This window comes from Nocardiopsis halophila DSM 44494 (assembly GCF_000341245.1).
GTDB lineage: Bacteria > Actinomycetota > Actinomycetes > Streptosporangiales > Streptosporangiaceae > Nocardiopsis_A > Nocardiopsis_A halophila.
In genome coordinates, this window is the sequence record NZ_ANAD01000126.1 from 1 (window position 1) to 19,702 (window position 19,702).

The 19,702-nt window shown below is 76.5% G+C and carries 12 protein-coding genes and 1 pseudogene; 8 read left to right on the forward strand and 5 right to left on the reverse strand.

Annotation, left to right across the window (positions count from 1 at the left end):
• The first annotated feature begins 222 nt into the window (after positions 1-222).
• From D450_RS30265 to D450_RS31810, 5 genes and pseudogenes are all read left to right on the forward strand, one after another.
• Positions 223-2,274: a beta-ketoacyl reductase gene (locus D450_RS30265; protein ID WP_241483162.1), complete on the forward strand. Its 2,052-nt coding sequence runs from the start codon at positions 223-225 to the stop codon at positions 2,272-2,274.
• A gap of 42 nt (positions 2,275-2,316) precedes the next feature.
• On the forward strand, positions 2,317-5,559 hold the full coding sequence (locus D450_RS35620) for a type I polyketide synthase (RefSeq protein WP_394296825.1): 3,243 nt from the start codon (positions 2,317-2,319) through the stop codon (positions 5,557-5,559).
• A 337-nt stretch (positions 5,560-5,896) separates the two neighbouring features.
• Positions 5,897-7,717, forward strand: a pseudogene (locus D450_RS35625) (SpnB-like Rossmann fold domain-containing protein); the annotation flags it as partial.
• A 98-nt stretch (positions 7,718-7,815) separates the two neighbouring features.
• Entirely contained in the window at positions 7,816-10,110 is a 2,295-nt protein-coding gene (locus D450_RS35630; RefSeq protein ID WP_017539439.1) for an SDR family NAD(P)-dependent oxidoreductase, read from the forward strand.
• A gap of 239 nt (positions 10,111-10,349) precedes the next feature.
• The gene (locus tag D450_RS31810; RefSeq protein WP_051063593.1) at positions 10,350-11,558 is read left to right on the forward strand and encodes a serine/threonine-protein kinase; all 1,209 of its coding nucleotides are present in this window, start codon (positions 10,350-10,352) and stop codon (positions 11,556-11,558) included.
• A gap of 461 nt (positions 11,559-12,019) precedes the next feature.
• Here the strand turns inward: D450_RS31810 and D450_RS0114805 are convergent, their stop codons facing one another.
• Positions 12,020-12,739: a glutamine amidotransferase gene (locus D450_RS0114805; protein ID WP_017539441.1), complete on the reverse strand. Its 720-nt coding sequence runs from the start codon at positions 12,737-12,739 to the stop codon at positions 12,020-12,022.
• Positions 12,740-12,912: 173 nt separating this feature from the next.
• On the opposite strand from D450_RS0114805, the gene argG reads away from it, so the two are divergent.
• Complete coding sequence (gene argG / locus D450_RS0114810; protein WP_017539442.1) at positions 12,913-14,364, forward strand: argininosuccinate synthase; 1,452 nt, start codon at positions 12,913-12,915, stop codon at positions 14,362-14,364.
• A gap of 195 nt (positions 14,365-14,559) precedes the next feature.
• Here the strand turns inward: argG and D450_RS31815 are convergent, their stop codons facing one another.
• The 4 genes from D450_RS31815 to D450_RS0114830 form a co-directional block, all read right to left on the reverse strand.
• Positions 14,560-15,453: an OmpA family protein gene (locus D450_RS31815; protein WP_017539443.1), complete on the reverse strand. Its 894-nt coding sequence runs from the start codon at positions 15,451-15,453 to the stop codon at positions 14,560-14,562.
• Between the two features lie 250 nt (positions 15,454-15,703).
• Positions 15,704-17,845, reverse strand: a complete 2,142-nt coding sequence (locus D450_RS0114820; RefSeq protein ID WP_017539444.1) for a HelD family protein — start codon at positions 17,843-17,845, stop codon at positions 15,704-15,706.
• A gap of 160 nt (positions 17,846-18,005) precedes the next feature.
• On the reverse strand, positions 18,006-18,266 hold the full coding sequence (locus D450_RS0114825) for a hypothetical protein (RefSeq protein ID WP_017539445.1): 261 nt from the start codon (positions 18,264-18,266) through the stop codon (positions 18,006-18,008).
• 161 nt (positions 18,267-18,427) lie between these two features.
• Complete coding sequence (locus tag D450_RS0114830; protein ID WP_017539446.1) at positions 18,428-18,796, reverse strand: hypothetical protein; 369 nt, start codon at positions 18,794-18,796, stop codon at positions 18,428-18,430.
• 92 nt (positions 18,797-18,888) lie between these two features.
• Between D450_RS0114830 and D450_RS0114835 the strand changes: the two genes are divergently transcribed.
• Both D450_RS0114835 and D450_RS0114840 read left to right on the forward strand, forming a co-directional pair.
• On the forward strand, positions 18,889-19,293 hold the full coding sequence (locus D450_RS0114835; protein ID WP_017539447.1) for a MerR family transcriptional regulator: 405 nt from the start codon (positions 18,889-18,891) through the stop codon (positions 19,291-19,293).
• Between the two features lie 55 nt (positions 19,294-19,348).
• The coding region (locus tag D450_RS0114840; RefSeq protein ID WP_026128561.1) for a GTP-binding protein at positions 19,349-19,702 on the forward strand (354 nt) is incomplete at its 3' end.

Below are 19,702 nucleotides of genomic sequence, written 5' to 3' on the forward strand. Positions count from 1 at the left end.
TCGACTGGTCCGGCTTCTTCACCGACGGCACCGACGACACCGGCGGGAACGGCGGCACCGGCGGCGCCGGACCGCGCACGGTGCCCCTGCCCACCTACCCCTTCCAGCGGCGGCGGCACTGGCTGGGGCCCGCCCCCGCGCCGACGNTCTTCGGCCGACCCCGAGGAGGGGGCGTTCTGGGAGGCCGTCGACCGGGAGGACGCCCACCGGATCGCCGAGGCGATCGGCGTGGACGGGGACGAGCCGCTCATGGCGGTGCTGCCCGCGCTCGCCGACTGGCGGCGGCGCCGCGGCGCCGACCGGGAGCAGGACGCGCTGCGCTACAAGGAGGAGTGGGTACGGATCCCCGCGCCCGAGCGCGTCGCCCTGGAGGGCACCTGGCTGCTGGTGGCCGAGCCCGGCGGCGCCGGGGAGGCCGCGGCCCGCGCCTGCGCCCGCCGGATGGAGGCGCACGGCGCGCGGACCGTGCATATCGGGGTCGGGCCCGGCGGCGGGCGCCGGGAGCTGCGCCGCGCCCTCGCCGACGCCCCCGGCCCGGTCGCCGGGGTGGTGTCCGTGCAGGCCCCGGGGGCGGGGGCGGGGACCAGCGGCGCGCCCGCGGTGCCGCCCGGGCCCGCCGCCACCGCCGCGCTGCTGCAGGCCCTGGGCGAGGCCGGCGTGTCCGCGCCGGTGTGGTGCCTCACCTCCGGCGCGGTGGCGGCCGCGCCCGGCGACCGGATCGCCGACCCGTGGGACGCGGCCGTGTGGGGGCTGGGGCGGGTCGCCGCCCAGGAGCACCCCGACCGCTGGGGCGGACTGGTCGACCTGCCGCCCGACCCGGGCGAGCGCGACCTGGGGGCGCTATGCGCGGCGCTGGCCCGCACGGACGGGGAGGACCAGCTCGCGGTCCGCCCGCAGGGCCTGCTGGCCCGGCGGCTGGTGCGCGCGCCCCTGGCGGGGGCGGCCCCGGCACGGCGGTGGCGGCCCTCGGGGACGGTTCTGGTCACCGGGGGCACCGGGGCGCTGGGGGCGCAGACCGCGCGGTGGCTCGCCTCCGGCGACGACCCCCCGCACCTGCTGCTGGTGGGGCGGCGCGGACCGGAGGCGCCCGGCGCCGCCGTCCTCGCCGAGGAGCTGCGCGCCCTCGGCGCGCGGACCACGCTGGCCGCCTGCGACGTGGCCGACCGGGAGGCGCTGGCCCGGGTGCTGGACGGTATCCCCGGCGACCAGCCGCTGACCGCCGTCGTGCACACCGCCGCCGCGCTCGACGACGCCCCGGTCGACGCGCTCACCCCCGAGCGCATGGAAGAGGCCCTGCGCGCCAAGGCGGTCGGCGCCCTCAACCTGCACGAGCTCACCCGCGGGGCCGGCCTGGAGGCGTTCGTGCTGTTCTCCTCGGCGGCGGCGCTGGTCGGCGTCGCCGGGCAGGCCAACTACGCGCCCGGCAACGCGGTGCTCGACGCCCTCGCCCACCACCGGCGCGGGCTGGGGCTGGAGGCGGTCTCGGTGGCCTGGGGGACCTGGGCCGACCAGGGCATGGCGGCCGACGGCACCGGGGAGCGGCTGGTCCGCCACGGGCTGCCCGGCATCGGCGCCCGCACCGCGGCGGCGGCGCTGCGGCGGGCGGTGGAGCACCGGGACACGGCGGTGGCGGTGGCGCGCATCGACTGGTCGCGCTTCCCGGCCGCCTTCACCGCGGTGCGGCCCTCCACGCTGCTCGACCGGATCCCCGAGGCCGCCCGCACCCCCGACGGGGGCGGCGGTGCGGACACGGAAGGCGCCGCGGGGCTGCGCGCACGCCTGGAGGGGGAGGGGCGCGCCGAGCGCCGCCGCCTGCTGCTGGGCGCGGTGCGGGCCGAGGCGGCGTCGGTCCTGGGGTACCGCGCGCCCGGAGGCGTCGCCGAGGACCGCAGCTTCAAGGACCAGGGGGCCGACTCGGTCACCGCCCTGGAGCTGCGCAACCGGCTGGCGGCGGCGGTGGAGGAGCCCCTGCCCGCCTCGGTCGTCTTCGACCACCCGACGCCGGCGGCGCTCGCCGCCCACCTGGAGGGGCTGCTGCCGGGGGCCGCTCCGGAGCGCGAGGGGCCCGCACCGGAGGCCTCCGGGAAGGAAGGAGACGAGGAGAGGCTGGAGCGGGCGCTGGCGGTGCTGGAGGAGGTGCTGCCGGGCCTGCAGGAGGGGGCGTCCGCGCGGACCGGGGCCGAGGGGCGGCTGGAGGCGCTGCTCACCGGACTGACCTCGGCCACCCGCGACGAGCTGTTCGCCCTCATCGACGAGGAACTCGGCGGCGCCTGACCGGCGCCGTACCCCCCCGATATCCCCGAACGGAGACACCGCATGGCCGACGATGCGAAACTCCTCGACTACCTCAAGCGCGCCACCGCCGACCTGCGCCGCACCCGCGGGCGCCTGCGCGAGCTGGAGGAGGCGCGCCGCGAACCGATCGCGGTCGTGGCGATGGCCTGCCGCTACCCGGGCGGCGCGGACACCCCCGAGGGGCTGTGGTCCCTGGTGCGGGACGGCACCGACGCCGTCGCCCCCTTACCCGGAGACCGGGGCTGGGGGGAGGTGCGCGGCTACGCGGACACCGGGGGCTTCCTGGAGGGGGCGTACGGGTTCGACGCGGGGTTCTTCGGGATCAGCCCGCGCGAGGCGGCGGCGATGGACCCGCAGCAGCGGCTGCTGCTGGAGACGGCGTGGGAGGCGGTGGAGCGGGCCGGGGTGGACCCGGTGTCGCTGCGCGGCACCCGCACCGGCGTCTTCGCGGGGGTGAGCCACCTGGACTACCGGGAGCGCGCGGCCGGCGCCGAGGAGGAGGCCGAGGGGCACCTGCTGACCGGGACCGTCGGCAGCGTGGTCGCCGGCCGGGTGGCCTACGCCCTGGGCCTGGAGGGGCCCACCATGACGGTCGACACGGCCTGCTCGTCGTCGCTGGTGGCGGTGCACCTGGCGGTGCGGGCGCTGCGCGGCGGCGAGTGCGACGGCGCGCTGGCGGGCGGCGTCACCGTGATGAACGGGCCGTCGCTGTTCGAGGAGTTCTCGCGGCAGGGCGCGCTGTCGCCGGACGGGCGCTGCCGGGCCTTCGCGGCGTCGGCGGACGGCACGGGCTTCGCCGAGGGCGTCGGCCTGGTCATGCTGGAGCGGTTGTCGGATGCGGTGCGGCGGGGGCGCCGGGTGTTGGCGGTGGTGCGCGGTTCGGCGGTGAACTCCGATGGGGCGTCGAACGGGTTGACGGCGCCGAGCGGTCCGGCTCAGCAGCGGGTCATTGAGGCGGCGTTGGCGGATGCGGGGTTGTCGCCGCAGGACGTGGACGTGGTCGAGGCGCATGGGACGGGGACCCGGTTGGGCGATCCGATCGAGGCGCGCGCCCTGGCCTCGGCCTACGGGCGCGGGCGCGATCCTGAGCGGGCGCTGCGCATCGGGTCGGTCAAGTCCAACATCGGGCACACCCAGGCGGCGGCGGGCGCCGCGGGGATCATCAAGACGGTGATGGCGCTCCGGCACCAGGAGCTGCCCGCGTCCCTGCACATCGACGCGCCGAGCCCGCACGTGCAGTGGGACGGCACGGTGCGCGCGGTGGCGGCGAACGAGCCGTGGCCCCAGGAGCCGGGGCGGGAGCGCAGGGCCGGGGTGTCGTCGTTCGGGGTGAGCGGCACCAACGCCCACGTGATCCTGGAGGAGGCCCCCGACCCCGAAGGGGCCGCCGACGAGGAGGCCCCCGGACCGGCGGCCGGCCACCGGGACGAGAGCACCGCGCCGGAGAAGGGCGGGCGAGAACGGCCGCGGGCGGATACCGGCCCCCCGTCCACGGCGCTCCCCTTCGCGCCCCGGCCGGGCAGGCCGCTGCCGTGGGTGCTGTCGGCCCGCACCCCCGAGGCGCTGGCCGAGCAGGCCCGCCGGCTCGACGCCCGGCTCGACCGGCCCGGGGCAGGGGAGGGCCCCGCGGCCGTCGGACGGGCCCTGGCATGCGCGCGTACCGCCTTCGAGCACCGCGCCGCCGTCGTGGCCCGCGACACCGGCGGCCTCCGCGCCGGGCTGCGGGCGCTCGCCGAAGGGCGCACCGCCTCCGACACGGTGCCTGAGGGGGTGCGCCTGGTCCCCGGCGGGCGCGCGTCCGCGGCGGGGACCACCGCCTTCGTCTTCCCCGGCCAGGGGCAGCAGTGGGAGGGCATGGCGCGGGACCTGCTGCGCGATTCCCCCGTGTTCGCCCGCAGGATGGGCGCGTGCGCCGAAGCGCTCCGCCCGCACGTGGACTTCGAGCCCCTGGCCGTCCTGCGCGGGGACCCGGGGGCGCCCGCGCTCGACCGCGACGACGTCGTCCAGCCGGTGCTGTGGTGCATGATGGTCTCCCTCGCGGCCCTGTGGGAGTCGTGCGGGGTGCGCCCCGAGGCGATCATCGGCCACTCGCAGGGGGAGATCGCCGCCGCCTGCGCCGCCGGCGCGCTGTCCCTGGAGGACGCCGCGCGGATCATCGCCGTCCGGGGCCGCGCACTGGTGGCGCTGGCGGGGCGCGGCGCCGCCGCCTCGGTCGGGCTCCCGGTCGGGCGGATCGAGGAGTGGATCGCCGCGCAGGGCGCCGAGCTGGCCCCCGCGGCCATCAACGGGCCCGAGTCCGTGGTGGTCAGCGGCGCCCGCGGGGACCTGGAGCGGCTGGAGGCCTGGTGCGCGGGCCAGGGGGTGCACAGCAAGCGGCTCGCGGTCTTCTTCGCGGCGCACGGGCCCGCGGTGGAGGAGGTGCGCGCGGAGTTCCTGGCGGGCATCGGCGCCGTGGCCCCGCGCACCGCCCGGGTGCCGCTGCTGTCCTCGGTGACGGCGGGGCCGGTCGACGGCGCGGAGCTGGACGCCGAGTACTGGTACCGGAACCTGCGGCACCCGGTGCTGTTCGCCCCGGCGGTCGCCCGCGCGGCCGAGGCGGGGGCGGGCCTGTTCGTCGAGGTGTCGGCGCACCCGGTGGCGCGGGTCGGGCTGGCGCAGACCCTGGACGGCGCCGGAACCGCGGTGGGGACCCTGGCGCGCGGGGACGGGGGCGCCGACCGGTTCCTGGTGTCGCTGGCCGAGGCGCACCGCGGCGGTGCGCGCCCGGACTGGGACGGGCTCTTCCCCGAGGCGCGCGGCCCCCATCCCGAGCTGCCCACCTACCCCTTCCAGAGGAAGGAGTACCGCCTGCGGCCTGCGCGGCCCCGGGGCGACCTGGCGGCGGCGGGACTGGACGAGGGGGGCCACGCCATGCTCGGCGCGGCGGTCGAGAGCCCGGAGGGGGACCGGACGGTCCTGACGGGGCGGCTCGGCCTGGCCGNGCCGGCCGCTGCTGGCCGGAACGGGCCTGCTCGACCTCGCCCTGCACACGGCGGCCTCCGTGGGGGCGCCGGTGGTGGAGAGCCTGGAACTGCTGGCGCCGCTGTGGATCCCCGCGACGGGCGACGTGCGCCTGCACGCCGAGGCCGTGCCCGGCCCGGAGCCGGGGACATGGCGCCTGAGGCTCCATTCGCGGGAGGCCGACGGCGAGTGGCGCCTGCACGCCGAGGGCACCGCGGCGGAGGGGGCCGCCGGTGCCGCCGGGGAAGGCGAAGCCGGCGCTGACGGTGCTGACGGCACTGACAGCATTGACGGCACTGACGGTGTCCGCACCGGGGGCCCCGTTCCCTCCGAAGCCGGGAGCGCGGATCCGGCGGAGCGCACCGGGCCCGGCTCGGCAGGCGTGCCGAAGCAGCACGCGCCGAGTGCAGGCGTCGGGCGGGAGAGCGCCGGTGGGGCGCCGCTCGGTGCTCCCGGGGCTGCGCCGGGACCCACCGGACATCCGGGTCTCCCCGGAGGGCCTGAACGAGGGACGGAATCCGTCCCCGGAAGCGAACCGGTGTCGGGGCCCGCTCCGGGTGGAGCGCCCCCTGGCGCGCCCGCATCCTCAGGAGGCCGTGTTGTGGGCGGCCCTGCTTCCGACGGCCCTGCGAGGGCGGAACCCTCCTCTGCCCCGCACCCTGCCCGGCCCGTCCATGCCCGGCCCCTCCACCACCCCGACCTGCCCGCGCAGTGGCCCCCGCCCGGGGCCGAGGAGATCCCGCTGGAACCCTCCTACGCGCGCATGGCCGAGCTCGGGTACCACTACGGGCCCGCGTTCCGGGGGCTCCGGCGCGCCTGGGTGCGCGGCGAGGGGGCCGGCTCCGACGTCTACGGCGAGGTCCGGCTTCCCGACAGTCTGGAAGAGGACGGCTACGGCCTCCACCCGGCCCTGCTCGACACCTGCCTGCACGCCATGATCGCCGCACTGCCCGAGGTGCGCGGCGCCGTCGGGGACGTGCGGGACCGGCCCGCCGGGCGGGTGCGGATGGCCTTCTCCTGGGAGGGCGTCCGCCTGCACGCCGTGGGCGCCCGCGCCCTGCGGGTACGGATCACCGAGACCGCGCCCGGGGTCCACCGCGTCACCGCCGTCGACCCCGCGGGCGCGCCGGTCCTGACCGCCGACGCCCTCACCATGCGCGAGGCGGCCGGAGCCTCGGCCGCCGGCGCCGCGGCCTACCGGATCGACTGGCGCCCCCTCCCCGAGCAGGACGCCGTCCCCCGCCAGGGCGCCGCCGACTGGGCCTTCCTCGGCGGCCTGCCCGCCCCCGCCGGCGCCCGCGCCCACGCCGACCTGGCCGCGCTCGCCGCGCACCTGGACGCCGGGGCCCCCGCCCCGGACGTGGTGGCCGTACCGGTGCCCGCCGCCGGCGGCATCCCCCGGCCTCGCGGCGGCTCCCCCTGCGCAGACCCGGGCGCCGACGCCCGCGGCGCGGTCCGGCGCACGCTCCGCCTCCTGCAGGAGTGGCTGGCCGACGACCGCTTCGCCGCCGGCCGCCTGGCCCTGGTCACCCGCGGGGCGGTGGCCACCCGCCCCGGGGAGCACGTGCCCGACCTGCCCGGCGCCGCGGTGTGGGGGCTGCTGCGCACGGCCCAGACCGAGCACCCCGGCCGGTTCCTGCTGGTCGACACCGACCCGGCCGCGCCCGGCGGCGCCGACCCGGCGCCCGCGCTCGCCGCCGACGAGCCCCAGGCCGCGGTCCGCGACGGCCGCGTGCTGGTGCCGCGGCTGGCCCCGCCGGAGCCCCGGCCGCCCGCCGACCCCGCCGACCGCACCTGGCGCCTGGTCCCCGACGGCAGCGGCCGCACCGCCGGGCTGGAGCGCCGCCCCCACCCGGGGGCCGAGGGCCCGCTCGAAGGCGACCAGGTGCGCATCGAGGTGCGCGCCGCCGGGCTGAACTTCCGCGACCTGCTGCTGGCCCTGGGCTACTTCGGCGCGGGGGAGCCGATCGGGTTCGAGGCGGCCGGCGTGGTCACCGGGGTCGGCCCCGGCGTGACGGACCTGGCGCCCGGCGACCGGGTGATGGGCCTGGTGGTGGGCGCGGTCGGCCCGGTGGGCACCGCGCACCGGCGCATGCTGGCCCGCATCCCCGACGACTGGACCCTGGCGCAGGCCGCCACCAGTCCGGGGGTGTTCCTGACCGCCTACCACGCGCTGGCGGAGACGGCCGCCGTGCGCCCCGGCGAGCGGGTGCTGGTGCACGCGGGCACCGGCGGCGTCGGCATGGCGGCCGTCCGGCTCGCCCGCCACCTGGGGGCCGAGGTCTTCGCCACCGCCGCCGGGCACAAGCGGCACCTGCTGCGCGCGGCGGGGCTGCCCGAGGAGCGGATCGCCGACACCCGCACCCCGGACTTCGCCGACCGGTTCCTGGAGGCCACCGGCGGGCGCGGCATGGACACGGTGCTCAACTGCCTGACCGGCCCGATGCTGGAGGCCTCGCTGCGGCTGCTGCCGCGCGGCGGNTCGAACTGGGCCGGACCGACCTGCGCGACCCCGCCCGGGTGGCGGCCGAGCACCCCGGTGTGCGCTACCACGGCCTCGAGCTGCCCAAGGTGGCGCCCGAGCGCATCGGAGCCATGCTCGCCGACCTGCTGTCCCTGTTCGGGCGGGGGCGGCTGCGCCCGCTTCCGGCCGCCTGCATGCCGGTGGGCGAGATCGGCGCCGGCCTGCGCCGCCTGCAGCTGGGGCTGAACACCGGCAAGATCGGGCTCACCGTGCCGCGGCCGCTCGACCCCGGCGGAACCGTCCTGGTCACCGGGGGAACCGGCGCCCTGGGCGGGCTCGTCGCCGAGCACCTGGTCAAAGAGCACGGCGTGCGCCGCCTGCTGCTGCTGAGCCGGAGCGGGCCCGGCGCCCCCAACGCCCGGCGCCTGGTGGAGGACCTGCGCGCCCTGGGGGCCGAGGCCAGGGTCGAGGCGTGCGACGCGGCCGACCGGGACGCGCTGAGGCGGGTGCTGGACTCGGTGCCCGGGGAGCATCCGCTCACCGGCGTCTTCCACGCGGCCGCCGTCGTGGACGACGCCACCGTGGAGGCCGAGACCCCTGAGCGGTCCGCGCGCGTGTTCGCGGCCAAGGCCGAGGCCGCCTGGGCGCTGCACGAGCTCACCCTCGGCACCGACCTGGCGGCGTTCGTACTCTTCTCCTCGGCGGCCGGGGTCCTCGGCAGCGCAGGGCAGGGCTCCTACGCCGCCGCCAACGCCTTCCTCGACGGGCTGGCCGCGCACCGGGCCGCGCTCGGGCTGCCCGCGGTGTGCCTGGCCTGGGGGCTGTGGGACGTGGAGAGCGGGCCCGCGGGCCGCCTGGGCCGCGCCGACCGGGCGCGCATGGCGCGCGCGGGACTGGTGCCGATGCCCGCCGAGGCCGGGACGGGCCTGCTCGACACGGGCCTGGCGGGGGAGCGGACCCACCTGGTGCCGATGCTGTTCGACCCCTCGGGGCCGCGCGCGCACGCCCGCCGCACCGGCGCGCTCGCCCCGGTGCTGGGCGACCTGGCGGCGCCGGCGCGTCCGCGCCGGCGCACGCTGCGCGCGGCCGCGCGGGAGGGCGTCCGGCCCCGGCGGGACCCGGCCGCTCTCGCCCGCCTCCCCGAGGACGAGCGGCGCGACGCACTGCTGGAGGCGGTGCGCGGGCACGCCGCCGAGGTCCTCGGACACGGTGACGCCGCGGCGGTGTCCGCCGACGCCGAGTTCCTGGAGTCGGGGTTCGACTCGCTGACCGCGGTCGAGCTGCGCAACCGGCTCGCCTCCGAGCTGGGGCGCCGGCTCCCGGCGGGGCTGGCCTTCGCCCACCCGACGCCGGAGCGGCTGGCCGCCCACCTGGCGCAGGTGCTGGCGGCGGACGCCCCACAGGTGCGGGGGGAGGCGGTCGAGGGCGGCCCCGAGGCCTCCGCGGACCGGGTGGGGCGGCCGCCGCGCGAGGGAGAGGGGGCGCCCTCCCGGGACGGGCACGGCCTGGTGGACCTGATGCTCCGGGCCTGCCGGACGGGGCGGGCCGGGGACGGGCTGCGGATGCTGGAGGCCGCGGCGGCCCTGCGCCCGGTGTTCGAGTCGGCCCTGGACGCCGGGGACGTGCCCCCGCCCAAGCGCCTCGCGGAGGCCGGCGGCTCCTCCGCGGCGCCGGTGCTGGTGTGCGTGCCGTCCCTGCTGATGAACTCGGGGCCGCACGAGTACGCACGGTTCGCGGCGGCCCTGGAGGGGCGGGCCGAGGTGCTGGGGCTGACGCACCCGGGCTTCTCCCCGGGCGAGCGGCTGCCGGCGGCGGTGGACGCCTTGACCGAACTGCACGCGCGCAACGTCCGCGCGGCGGTGGACGGGCGCAGGTTCGCGCTGGTGGGCAGGTCGTCGGGGGCGTGGGCGGCGCACGCGCTGGCCGGGCAGCTGGAGAGCACCGGCGTGCCGCCGGAGGGCCTGGTGCTGCTGGACCCGCCGATGCCGGACGACGAGCGGCTGCACGAGGTGGCGGGCCGGGTGCTGCTGGAGCGCGAGGAGGAGATGCGCCTGGGCGACGACGCCCGGGCGACCGCCGGCGGCGGCCACCTGGCGCTGTTCCGGGGCTGGGAGCCGGGGCCGGTGGCGGCGCCGGCCCTGGTGCTGCGGCCCGAGGCGGGTGCACCCGGCGCGGAGGGCAGGGCCCACCGGTTCACCTGGGACCCCCCGCACGAGGAGGCGGTGACCGGCGGCGACCACCTGACCATGCTGGAGGCCGGCGCCCCGGAGACGGCGGCGGCGGTGCTCCGGTGGCTGGCAGAGCGCACGGCCGGAGAGCCGCCGCACCGCCCGTGCGAGGCGGTCCGCTGAGGAGGGGCCGCTGAGGAAGAGGTCCCGGCGGAGGAGGGGCGGATGCGCCTCCTCCGCCGGGACCCGCCGCACGTGCCCCGGGACCGACGGCAAGGGGGCGCCTGGCCGCAGGAGAGCGCCGAGAGCCGTCCCTGAGGGCGCGTGGGGCCGGTGCGCCGTTGCGGCGCCGGATGGGGCTCCGTAGGCTCCTACCTCGTCGATACGGGCGCCGGAGGGATGAGAGCGGGGGGACGTTGGGTGTGCCGACGGAGCCGGAACGGATCGTCGGAGGGCGGTACCGGCTGGTCGAGCAGTTGGGCGCGGGCGGCTTCGGGCGGGTGTGGAAGGCGCTCGACGAGGCGCTCGGCGTCCCCGTCGCCGTCAAGGAGGTGTGGCTCCCGCAGCGGCAGGCGGGCTCGGAGGAGCACCGCGCGCAGGTGGTGCGCGCGACCCGTGAGGCCCGCAACGCGGCCCGGCTCCGCGACCACCCGCACGTCGTCGCCGTCCACGACGTGGTGGTCGAGGAGGGGACCCCGTGGATCGTGATGCGCTTGGTCGAAGGGCGCTCCCTGGAGGAGCGCATCCGCGCGGAGGGGGCGCTGTCCTCCGCGGCCGTCGAGGAGATCGCGGCCGCGCTGCTCAAAGCGGTCAAGGCCGCGCACGCCGCCGGGATCGTGCACCGCGACATCAAGCCGGGGAACGTGATGGTCACCGGTGACGGCCAGGTGCTCCTCGCCGACTTCGGCATCGCCGTGCACGAGGCCGACACCCGCCTCACCACCACCGGAGGCCTGATCGGGTCCGCCGAGTACATGGCCCCCGAACGCCTCAACGGCGCCCAGGACCATCCCACCGCCGACCTCTTCGCCTTGGGCGCGACCCTCTACAAGGCGGTGGAGGGGGTCTCCCCGTTCCACCGCGACACCACCACCGCGACCATCGCCGCCGTCGCACTGCACGACCCCCCGCCGATGAGGAACGCCGGCCCGGTGCTCGCCGGGGTCATCACCGCGTTCCTCGCCAAGGAGCCCGGGGAGCGCCCGGACATCGACGGCGCTCTGTCGGCCCTGGGCACGGCGGCGCCCACCGGCACGGACCAGGCGGCGCCGCCACCGCCCGCAGCCGACCCCCCGTCCGCCTCCGGCGAGCGGGGACCATGGTCGGAACCGGTCTCATGGCCGATCTATGCCGGGCGCCTGGTCGTCGGGGGGTGCTCCCTTCTGGCGGGTCTGGGCCTCATCGCGTTCGGCTGCTTCATGTACCTGCGGCAAGGAGGCGACCCGGTCGCCTACCCCGTCGCCACCGGCAGTGCCGCCTTGACCGCGCTGTTCTTCGGGACGGCCGCCACGTTCTATCGGTGGAGAGGCCGGGGACGGGCGCCCTTCGGCGTCCTGCGTACGGTCTTCCTCTCCGTCTTCCTTCCGCTCGCCTTGGTCTGGGCTCTGTGGAACACGGTGCTGCTCGCGTAAGAGTCGCATCGGCCACAGGCCGTCCCGCACTCCCGACCGGGGCGGCCTCCCGGAGCCGGACGCCCCGTCGGCCACCTGTCGATCTCGGGGAAGTCGGCCTTGTACCGACTGGTACAAGGCCGACTTCCCCGAGATCAACGGCAACAGGGCGCCGGGGGGAGAGGCCACACCGGTCAAGCGGGCGCGGCCCTGACCGCAGGCTCTGCCCCGCGTTTCGGGGCCACGTGGGGAGGACGGCGCCTCTCACCGCTTCGTCAGGAACACGTGGGCACCTATGACGAACGCCTCGGAGGTGATCATTGAGAGGGCGGTGTTCTCTCCTGATACCAGGAAGAACATGCTTCCTCAGGAGGTCCGGACGCGGCCTGCTCCACGCCGGTCGGCTCTCGAGTGCCCCTCTTCCTTCGGCCCCGCTCAGGGGACGCGCCGCCCCACCGGCGCAGCCGGGCGACCGGTGAGCCTCAGGCGCGGGGGGTGAGGCCGTCGAGCCAGGCCTCGAAGACCGCCTGGGCGGCCTGGGCCAGGTTCGGGCCGTAGGCCGCGGCGTCGGCGCGGATCGCGCGGGGGTCGAGGCCCGCGGCGGCCAGCTCGTTCGCGTGGCCGATCAGCCACTGCTCGATGCGCGTGTGATCGGCCTCCAGGTGGAACTGCAGCCCGAGGACGTTCTCGCCCAGGGAGAAGGCCTGGTTCGGGAAGCCTGGCGTCTCGGCCAGGCGCTCCGCGCCTTCGGGGATCTCGAACTGGTCCCCGTGCCAGTGCAGGACGGGGGAGCCGCCGAGGTGCTTGAGGGGCGAGGCGTCCCCGGCGGGCGTCGGGGAGAGCGGGGCGTAGCCGATCTCCTTGCGGCCCGTCGCGGTGACGTCGGCGCCCAGGGCACGCGCGATGAGCTGGGCGCCCAGGCACACACCGAGCGTCGGGGCACCGGTCTCCAGGCGTCGGGAGACGGCGTCCAGCTCCTGGGAGAGGAAGGGGTAGGCGTCGGTCTCGTAGACCCCGATCGGTCCGCCGAGCACGACCAGCAGGTCGGCGCCGAGCAGCGCGTCCGGGTCGAGGCCGTCCACGCCCGCGTCGAGGTGGGAGACGCGGTAGCCCCGGCGCTCCAGCAGCGGGGCGAGGATGCCCAGATCCTCGAAGGCCAGGTGGCGCACGGCCAGCGCGGTGGGCGGTTCAGGGGTGCTCATCGGAATGGGGTTCCTCGTCGGCGCGGTGGGGCGGTCGTCTCCGGTGCCGGGGGCGGAACAAGGATAGTGGCGCCCGGTCCCCGGCGCCGCCTCGGGCGTGGACCGCCGGCGGGTCGGGGCGGGATCGCTCCGGACGCTTTGCATGAGCATTCATAATGATGCATACTTTTCCCATGTCCAAGGTTCTCACCGCCCTGCCCACCGGCGAGCGCGTCGGTATCGCCTTCTCCGGGGGGCTCGACACCTCCGTCGCGGTCGCGTGGATGCGCGACAAGGGCGCCGTCCCGTGCACCTACACCGCCGACATCGGCCAGTACGACGAACCCGACATCGCGTCGGTGCCCGGCCGCGCCGGGGAGTACGGAGCGGAGGTCGCGCGCCTGGTCGACTGCCGCGCGGCCCTGGTCGAGGAGGGCCTGGCCGCCCTCACGTGCGGTGCGTTCCACATCCGCTCGGGCGGGCGCGCCTACTTCAACACCACCCCCCTCGGCCGCGCCGTCACCGGCACCCTGCTCGTCCGGGCGATGCTCGAGGACGACGTGCAGATCTGGGGCGACGGCTCGACCTTCAAGGGCAACGACATCGAGCGGTTCTACCGCTACGGCCTGCTCGCCAACCCGCACCTGCGCATCTACAAGCCGTGGCTGGACGCCGACTTCGTCTCCGAGCTCGGCGGCCGCAAGGAGATGTCGGAGTGGCTCCTGGCCCACGGCCTGCCCTACCGGGACAGCACCGAGAAGGCCTACTCCACCGACGCCAACATCTGGGGCGCCACCCACGAGGCCAAGACCCTGGAGTACCTGGACGCCGGGGTGGAGACCGTCGACCCGATCATGGGCGTGCGGTTCTGGGACCCCGAGGTCGAGATCCTGCCCGAGGACGTGACGATCGGCTTCGCCCAGGGGCGCCCGGTGTCGATCAACGGCAAGGAGTACACCGACCCGGTCGCCCTGGTGGTGGAGGCCAACGCCATCGGCGGCCGCCACGGCCTGGGCATGTCCGACCAGATCGAGAACCGGGTGATCGAGGCCAAGAGCCGCGGCGTCTACGAGGCCCCGGGCATGGCGCTGCTGCACGCCGCCTACGAGCGGCTGGTCAACGCGATCCACAACGAGGACACCCTGGCGCAGTACCACAACGAGGGCCGGCGCCTGGGCCGCCTGATGTACGAGGGCCGCTGGCTGGACCCGCAGGCGCTGATGATCCGCGAGTCGCTGCAGCGCTGGGTGGGCACGGCGGTCACCGGCGAGGTGACGCTGCGGCTGCGGCGCGGCGAGGACTACTCGGTCATGGACACCACCGGACCGGCGTTCAGCTACCACCCGGACAAGCTGTCCATGGAGCGCACCGAGGACGCGGCCTTCGGCCCGGTGGACCGGATCGGCCAGCTCACCATGCGCAACCTCGACATCGCCGACTCCCGCACCCGGCTGGAGCAGTACTCCGAGCTGGGCATCGTCGGCAACACGCACCGGTCGGTCATCGGGGCCGCCCAGGCCGCCTCGACCGGGCTGATCGGCGCCATGCCGCAGGGCGGTGCGGAGGTCATCGCCTCCCGCGGGGACGTCGAGGAGGACGACTACCAGATGCTCGACCACGCCGCCCTGGAAGGCGGCACCGACTGACGCCGGTGGGACGCCTGCGACACGGGCGGCGGAGGCCCCTTGCGAGGCGGGCCCTCTGCCGCCCGTCGACGGTCGGGACAGGAGACCGCCGGGGGAGGGGGCCTGAGGGGCGTGTCCCGCACGGCCGGCCCGGACCGGGGGCCGGGTCGGCCGCGGGCGCTCGCCGGCGCCCGTCGGTGCCCGGCCGCCGAACCCTCAGTGCGCGACCGCCACGCCCTCCATCGTGCCCATGGGGCCGACCGTGACGTCGGTGACCGTCGTTCCGGGCGTGATGGGGAGCATCGCGTAGTACTCGCCGGTGGCCCCGCCGGCCAGTCGCGTGGAGCCCAGGTTGATCCCGGCGGTGGAACTGCAGAAGCAGTACGGGTCCGACCGGTCGTCGGGCGGGTGGACGCGCAGCGGGTGGGAGGTGCGGTCGCCGCCCGGGGCGCTCAGCGACACCGCGTGCGTGGCGTGGTACCGGAACGCCATCCACTGCTCGGAGTACATGTCCAGGTTGACGCTCACCGTGCCGTCGTTCGGGTTGTGCAGTTCGTAGGTGAGCAGCGCCGTGCTCGGCGTGACGGCCCGCAGCCCGGTGAGCGCGACGTCGACCTCGGGTGCTCCGTCCTTGTCGGAGGGCCCGGAGACCGCGGCCTCCTCCGCCGGGGTCCCCTCGCCTTCGGCAGGGGAGCCGCCGTCGCCGCCGGCTCCGTCCTCTGCGCTCTCCCCCTGCTCGACGGGGGTCCCGCGCGGCACGCTGACGGTGACCCGCCGGTTGCGCGCCCGGCCGTCCTCGGTGTCGTTGTCCGCGATGGGCTCCCGCGACCCGAAGCCCTCCGTCTCGTAGGCGATGTCGCCGTCGATGCGTTCCTCCAGGGCGTCCCGCACGGCCTCGGCCCGCTCCTCCGAGAGGGGGTCGTTGATCTCGTCGGTGCCGGAGGAGTCCGCGTGCCCTTCGACGCGGACCTCGGCGGCGCCCAGGTTCTCGATCTCCGCGGCGGTCCGGTCCAGAACCCCGTCGGCCTCGGCCATGAGCTCGGACTCCTCCAGCTCGAACAGCACATCGGTGGACAGGTTGAAGTCGGTCGTCTCGGAGTCCTCGACCACGGTCTCCTGGTCGGAGGTGATGACCGACTCCAGTTCGGCGACCTCGGGCCCGGCCCCCGGTTCGTCGGCCGGGGAGGTGTAGTCGAGGCCCTCGGGGGCCTTCCGCGCGAACCCGTCCGAACGCCTCCTGGTTCCTCGTCGCCGTCGGCGTCGTCATCCTGGCCGCCGGCCCGCTCCTGCCGGGCCGTGCCCACGAGATCGCCGCGGCGCGCCGGGAGCCGGTCACGGAGGCGGGTGGGGAGGGCCGTCTCTAGAGTCGGCCCGAGTCCTCTCGCTGCGCGGTGGAGAAGGGGGCGGGCAGAGGCGAGGTGTGCACGACGTGGAGGCCGCTGACGGCGCGGGTCAGGGCCACGTACAGTCTTTGGAGTCCGCGCTGCTCGGCGTCGGCGATGGCGGCCGGTTCCACGACGACGACCGTGTCGAACTCCAGGCCCTTGGCCAGGGAGGCCGGTACGCACACCAGCCTGGCCGTCTCCAGCACGTCGCCGCCGTCGGCGTCCAGGGCACCGGCTTCCAGCCCCTCGGCCTGCAGGCGCTCATGGATGCGGGACACCTGGGCGTCGGCGGCGATGACGCCCACCGACCCCTCCCCCTTCAGGGCGTTCCGGCACGTCTGGGCGACCTCGTCGGCCAGCGTGTCCGGTTCGGCCCGGCGCACCTGCAGGGCGTCAGGAGCGCCGCTGCGCACGCCGATGGGCCTGTTCAGGCCCGGAGCGATGTGGGGCAGGGCCTGTGCGGCGAAGTCGATGATCTGTGCCGGGACCCGGAAGCCGCGGTCCAGCACCGCCAGGTGGGCGTCCGGCACGCCCAGGTGCTCCAGGAGCTGTGGCCACTCCGCGACGGCCGAGGGCGCGGTGGCCTGGGCGATGTCGCCCAGCACGGTCATCGAGGACCGGGCGCAGCGGCGGGCGATGGCCCGGCACTGCATGGGGCTCAGGTCCTGGGCCTCGTCGACGACGATGTGGCCCAGCATCGACGGGCGCTCGATGAGGGCCGCGGCCTCGTCGATCAGCGCCGGGTCGGCGGCGCTCCACCGCGCCGACTTGGGGCCGCGGGGCCGGCGCGGCATCAGCACCGCCTCCTGCTCCTCGGCGGAGAGGATCCCCTCGGCGGCGCGGGCGAGCAGCGCGGGGTCGGTGAGCAGGTCGAGCACCAGCCGCACCGGTTCGGCCTTGGGCCACATGGCGCGCACCGCCGCCGTGACGGCGCGGTTGCGGCGCAGCTCGCTCAGGGTGCCCGCGTCGCAGGACTCCCCGGCGTCCTCGATGAGCCGCATCACCTCGTGGGCCAGGCGCTGGGAGAGCAGGCCCGGCCCCGACCCGTAGGCGATCCCGCGGCCGCGCAGCTCGTCCAGGACGGCGGCCAGGTCCTCGGGGTACAGGCGCCACTTCCGCGAACCGCGCGAGACGACGAGCGTGTCGTCCAGCGGCGCCGGCCGCGCCCACAGGCCGCGGCGGATCACCTCGGCCATGCGGGCATCGCCCTTGACCCGCGCGGCCTCGGGGGAGTCCTCACCGCGGACGGCGACGTGCCCGGTGAGCTCTTCCACCGTGGTCTGGCGCACCCCGACCTCACCGAGCGCCGGCAGGACCCGGCGGATGTAGGACAGGAACGAGCGGTTGGGGCCCAGGACGGCCACCCCGCCCTCGCTGCGCAGCCGCTCCCGGTCGTTGTAGAGCAGGAAGGCGATCCGGTGCAGGCCGACGGCGGTCTTGCCGGTGCCCGGGGCGCCCTGCACGCACAGCGCCGGGCGCAGAGGCGCGCGGACCAGCTCGTCCTGCTCGGGCTGGATGGTGGCGACGATGTCGCGCATGGGGCCGGTGCGCGGCCGCTCGATCTCGGCGGCCAGGATCGCGCCCCCGTCGCCGCCCGCCGGCGCCTGCCCGTACTCGGGGTCGAGCACCTCGTCCTCGAACGCGGTGAGGTCCCCGGTGTCGGAGAACCCGTAGCGGCGGCGCAGCACCGCCCCCATCGGGTCGGCGGCCGAGGCCCGGTAGAAGGGCGCCGAGACCGGGGCGCGCCAGTCGAGCACGATCGGCGACCCCTGGGCGTCGTGGACGTGGCGGCGGCCGATGTAGACCCGGTCGGCGCCGGCGGCGCGGGTGTGCGAGGGCGCCTCATCGGCTGCGGGCTCGAAGACCGACCCGGGCGGGTGGTCCAGGCGTCCGAAGAACAGCGGGGCGTCGGGGAGGTCGGCGAGCGCCTTGGCGCGGCGATCGCGGTCGGCGGCCAGGACGCGGTTGGTGAAGGTGTAGTCGGCGTCCTCAGAGGAGTCCTGGACGGTCTCGGTGGTCAGGACGTCGGCGTGCATGTCCCGCAGCGCGGAGCGGGCATGGTCGAGGAAGGCGCGCTCGGCCGTCAGCTCGTGCGGGTCAGGGGCGTTCTCGGGCATGAGGAGGGCAGCCTCGTGGGTCTCGGCGTGGTTCTCGGGGTGCGGGGGTCGGGGAGGCCGTGCGGCGGACGCGGGTCCCGCCCCGGACGAGGGCCCGGTTCGGTGCGATCCTCAGCGCAGGTCGAATCGCCGCCGGGGGCAGTCCTGCCCCGTGTCCTTCCTACCGCCCCGGCGCGGTCTGCTGCCATGCGCGGGTGCCCGCCGGGGCGGGAAGCGCCTCGGTGAGCCAGACCCAGCGGCCGTCGTTCTCGGTGAAGCGGCGCTGGAGGCGCTTCACCCGGTCCAGCGGGACCTCGTGGACGGTGCGCCAGGTTCCGGCGATGCGGTCGTCGAAGTACAGGGTGTTCGCATCGGTGCGGACGAGCTGCGCGCGCTGGGTGCGCTCGAAGCCGTCGGTGGTCTGGACCCGGTAGGTGGCCATAGAAGTCCTCCGTCGCGCGGTCGGGGTGGAACTGCCACCGGGCGGGGCGGTGCCGCGTCCGGGCAACGGGGAAGGGACGCGGCACCGCGGCCGTCCGGATCACCGCCGACTCTACCTTTACGTAAGGGAAGGGTTGACCGCGGTGCGGTTTCGCGGGGCGCTCAGCGGGGCAGGATCGACAGCCCCTCCTGCCCGTCGTCCTCCCCGCCGCGGCCGGCCGCAGCCGACCGGTACCGGCCGGGAACCGGCTTCTGCTGATTCGCCCGGGCCAGCATCTCGGCGTCGCACTCCGCGCACAGCGGGATGTAGTGCAGGCCCACGATGGACAGCTGCGTCCCGCGCGAGAACTGGGTGAGGGCCTGACCGCGCATACGGATGTCCCGGCCGCCGCAGGAGGCGCAGGTATAGGGCGTGTCGCGGGGCCACCGGGCGCCGCACCGGTCGCAGGAGATCGCGATCCCCTCGGCGGTGCGCTCACCGGTCAGCTCCTCCTCTTCGCCGCAGGCCGGGCAGGTCATCTGGCGGGGCATGGCACACTCCCTCGGATACGCATCGGCCCGGGAGGCGGCCGACGACGACTCGACCCTAACGTTAGGGTAGATTTGGCGAGGAGGTGCTCCGCATGGGCGCCGAGCACATGCAGATCGGCGAGGTCGCCGCGCGGACCGGCCTGTCCCTGCGCACGATCCGCTACTACGGCGAGGTCGGCCTGGCGCGGCCCTCGGCCCGGTCGCAGGGCGGGTTCCGCCTCTACACCGAGGACGACGTCCAGCGCCTGCTGCTCATCAAGCGGATGAAGCCGCTGGACTTCTCCCTTGAGGAGATCGGGGAGCTGGTCGAAGCGCTCGACCGGCTGTCCGCGGGGGTGGAGGAGGACCGGGAGCGGTGCGCGCTGCTGGAGCGGATCCAGGGCTACCGCTCCGCGGCCGAGGCGCGCAGCGCCGAGCTGCGGGCACAGCTGGAGGCCTGCGAGGACTTCGCCGCCCGGCTCGGCGCCGTCCACGCCGAGCACCACGAGAGCGCGTAGCGCGTAAAGCACAGCGCATGGCGCGAACGACGGACCGTGACGGGAAGAGGCGGACGTGGCGCAGGCGGCGACGAGCAGTACGGACAAGACCGCTCAGGAGGTTCTGGCCGAGGCGGGTCGGCGGCGCACGTTCGCGGTGATCTCGCACCCGGATGCGGGCAAGTCGACGCTGACCGAGGCGCTGGCGCTGCACGCGGCGGCGATCACCTCGGCCGGGGCGGTGCACGGCAAGGGCGACCGGCGGGGGGTGACCTCGGACTGGATGGCGATGGAGCAGGCGCGGGGGATCTCGATCACCTCGGCGGCGCTGCGCATCGACTACGGCGGGCGGGTGCTGAACCTGCTGGACACCCCGGGGCACGCGGACTTCTCCGAAGACACCTACCGGGTGCTCTCTGCGGTGGACGCG

Excerpts from the sequence above, each read along its gene's own strand:
- D450_RS0114805 (WP_017539441.1), bottom strand. The coding sequence starts at position 12,739 with ATGAGCACCCCTGAACCGCCCACCGCGCTGGCCGTGCGCCACCTGGCC.
- argG (WP_017539442.1), top strand. The coding sequence starts at position 12,913 with ATGTCCAAGGTTCTCACCGCCCTGCCCACCGGCGAGCGCGTCGGTATC.
- D450_RS0114820 (WP_017539444.1), bottom strand. The coding sequence starts at position 17,845 with ATGCCCGAGAACGCCCCTGACCCGCACGAGCTGACGGCCGAGCGCGCC.
- D450_RS0114825 (WP_017539445.1), bottom strand. The coding sequence starts at position 18,266 with ATGGCCACCTACCGGGTCCAGACCACCGACGGCTTCGAGCGCACCCAG.
- D450_RS0114830 (WP_017539446.1), bottom strand. The coding sequence starts at position 18,796 with ATGCCCCGCCAGATGACCTGCCCGGCCTGCGGCGAAGAGGAGGAGCTG.
- D450_RS0114835 (WP_017539447.1), top strand. The coding sequence starts at position 18,889 with ATGGGCGCCGAGCACATGCAGATCGGCGAGGTCGCCGCGCGGACCGGC.